Here is a 2857-nt window from a genome sequence, read left to right on the forward strand (position 1 = left end):
GTCGTACATCGGTGTCGAGGCTACTTGCCCTCGTCCTTGACCGGGTTGCCGTTCGCGTCCAGCTTGGCGTTGAGGCCCGCTTCCTGACGCTGCTGCGGCGTGATCGGGGTCGGCGCGTCGGTCAACGGGTCGACGCCGCCGCCCGACTTCGGGAACGCGATGACCTCGCGGATCGAGTCCACCCCGGCCAGCAGCGCGGTGATGCGGTCCCAGCCGAAGGCGATGCCGCCCATCGGCGGGGCGCCGTAGGAGAAGGCGTCGAGCAGGAAGCCGAACTTCTCCTGCGCCTCCGCCTCGCCGATGCCCATCACCTTGAAGACGCGTTCCTGCACGTCGCGGCGGTGGATACGGACCGAGCCGCCGCCGATCTCGTTGCCGTTGCAGACGATGTCGTAGGCGTAGGCCAGCGCCGACGCCGGATCGGTGTCGAAGGTGTCCAGGTGTTCGGGCATGGGCGACGTGAAGGCGTGATGCACGGCGGTCCAGGCCGAATAGCCCAGGGCCACATCGCCGCTCGCGGTGGCGTCGGCCGTCGGCTCGAACATCGGGGCGTCCACGATCCAGACGAAGGCCCAGGCGTTCTCGTCGATGAGACCGCACTTGCGGGCGATCTCGCCGCGAGCCGCGCCCAGCAGCGCCCGGCTCGACTTCTGCTCACCGGCGGCGAAGAAGACGCAGTCGCCCGGCTCGGCGCCGACCTGCTTGGCCAGGCCCTCACGCTCGGCGTCGGTCAGGTTCTTGGCGACCGGCCCGCCGAGGGTGCCGTCCTCGTTGAAGGTGATGTAGGCCAGGCCCTTGGCGCCGCGCTGCTTGGCCCACTCCTGCCAGGCGTCGAACTGGCGACGCGGCTGCGAGGCGCCACCGGGCATGACGACCGCACCGACATAAGGAGCCTGGAACACGCGGAAGGACGTGTCCTTGAAGTAGTCCATCATCTCGGTGATCTCGACCTCGAAGCGCAGGTCGGGCTTGTCCGAGCCGTAGCGGCGCATGGCCTCGGCGTAGGTCATGTGCGGGATCGGGGTCGGGATCTCGTAGCCGACCAGCTTCCACAGCGCGACGAGGATGTCCTCGGCCAGCAGGATGACGTCCTCCTGCTCGACGAAGCTCATCTCGATGTCGAGCTGGGTGAACTCCGGCTGGCGGTCGGCGCGGAAGTCCTCGTCGCGGTAGCAGCGCGCGATCTGGAAGTAGCGCTCGATGCCGCCGACCATGAGCAGCTGCTTGAACAGCTGCGGCGACTGCGGCAGGGCGTAGAACTTGCCGGGCGCCAGGCGGGCCGGAACCAGGAAGTCGCGCGCACCCTCCGGGGTGGAGCGGGTCATGGTCGGGGTCTCGACCTCGATGAAGGCGTGCTTGGCCAGCACCTCGCGGGCAGCGGAGTTCACCTTGGAGCGCAGGCGGATCGCGTGCGCCGGGCCCTCGCGGCGCAGGTCCAGGTAGCGGTACTTGAGGCGGGCTTCCTCACCCGGCTCGTCGTCGAGCTGGAACGGCAGCGGCGCGGCCTCGTTGAGCACCTCGAGCGCGGTCACGTTGACCTCGATGGCGCCCGTCGGCAGGTTCGGGTTCTCGCTGCCTTCGGGACGGTTCTCGACCACGCCGGTGATCTTCACGACGAACTCGTTGCGAAGCTTGTGGGCGGCCTCCGCGGGCTCGCCTTCACGGAAGACGGCCTGGGCCACACCCGAAGCATCGCGCAGATCGATGAAGATCACGCCACCGTGGTCTCGCCGCCGGGCCACCCAGCCGGTGAGGGTGACGGTCTGACCGGCGTGCTCGCTTCGCAGCGAACCAGCCAAGTGGGTGCGCAGCACGGGATTCCTTTCGACGGGACTCGAAGCACCGGTGCGGGTGACCAGGTGCAGACCCATCGTAGAGAGACACGTGGGGGGAGTGGAAACCGATATCCGCTCGCCCGTGTCAGAGTGATACGCATGACCTTCAACGAGGGCCTGCAAATCGACCCGAACCGGGTGAGTGGCGGCGGTGGACCCGGTCTGGGCGGCGGCCTGGCTCTCGGCGGTGGCGCGCTGGGCATCATCGTGCTGATCGCGTCCCTGCTGCTCGGCGGCGATCCGGGCAGCATCCTGGGCCAATTCACGGGCGCGGATTCGAACTCCAAGTCCGGCACCGCGACCACCCCCGATCATTGCAAGACCGGCGCGGACGCCAACAAGTACGTGGACTGCCGTGTCATCGCCACCGTCCAGAGCCTGGACAATGTGTGGGGCACCGAGCTGCCCAAGCAGACCGGCCGCAAATACGTCGCCCCGAAGGTGACGCTGTTCTCCGGCGCGGTGAACACCGCCTGTGGGCGCGCGTCCTCGGCGGTGGGCCCGTTCTACTGCCCCGCCGACCAGACCGCCTACTTCGACACCAGCTTCTTCCAGGAACTGGTCGACCGTTTCGGCTCCAGCGGCGGGCCCCTGGCCCAGGAGTACGTCGTCGCCCACGAGTTCGGCCACCACATCCAGAACCAGCTCGGCGACATCAACAAGGCCCAGCGCGACCCCAAGGGCCCGACCTCCGGCGCGGTCCGCACCGAGCTGCAGGCCGACTGCTACGCCGGCGTCTGGGCCGCCTACGCCGACAAGCTGCCCGCCCCCGGCGGCGGCCAGCCCTTCCTGAAGCCGCTGACCGACAATGACATTCGCGACGCGCTCTCCGCCGCCTCCGCCGTCGGTGACGACCGCATCCAGAAGGCCGCCACCGGCCGCGTCAACCCCGAAGCCTGGACTCACGGTTCCTCGGTGGAACGCCAGAAGTGGTTCCTGACCGGCTACAAGACCGGCCAGGTCAAGGCCTGCGACACCTACTCCGCCCAGGACCTCGGCAACCCGCCGGCCCTGCGCTGATC

Annotated in this window: 2 protein-coding genes; one reads left to right on the top strand and one right to left on the bottom strand. The window is 68.7% G+C overall.

Going from position 1 to position 2857, the window contains the following annotated elements; all coding sequences use genetic code 11:
• Positions 1-20: 20 nt before the first annotated feature.
• Positions 21-1814, bottom strand: a complete 1794-nt coding sequence (aspS, locus tag ACFV4K_RS35325) for an aspartate--tRNA ligase (RefSeq protein ID WP_379280640.1) — start codon at positions 1812-1814, stop codon at positions 21-23.
• Between the two features lie 120 nt (positions 1815-1934).
• On the opposite strand from aspS, the gene ACFV4K_RS35330 reads away from it, so the two are divergent.
• Complete coding sequence (locus tag ACFV4K_RS35330) at positions 1935-2855, top strand: neutral zinc metallopeptidase (protein WP_379280641.1); 921 nt, start codon at positions 1935-1937, stop codon at positions 2853-2855.
• The last annotated feature ends 2 nt before the right edge of the window (positions 2856-2857 follow it).

The organism is Nocardia sp. NPDC059764, assembly GCF_042732555.1.
Taxonomy (GTDB): domain Bacteria; phylum Actinomycetota; class Actinomycetes; order Mycobacteriales; family Mycobacteriaceae; genus Nocardia.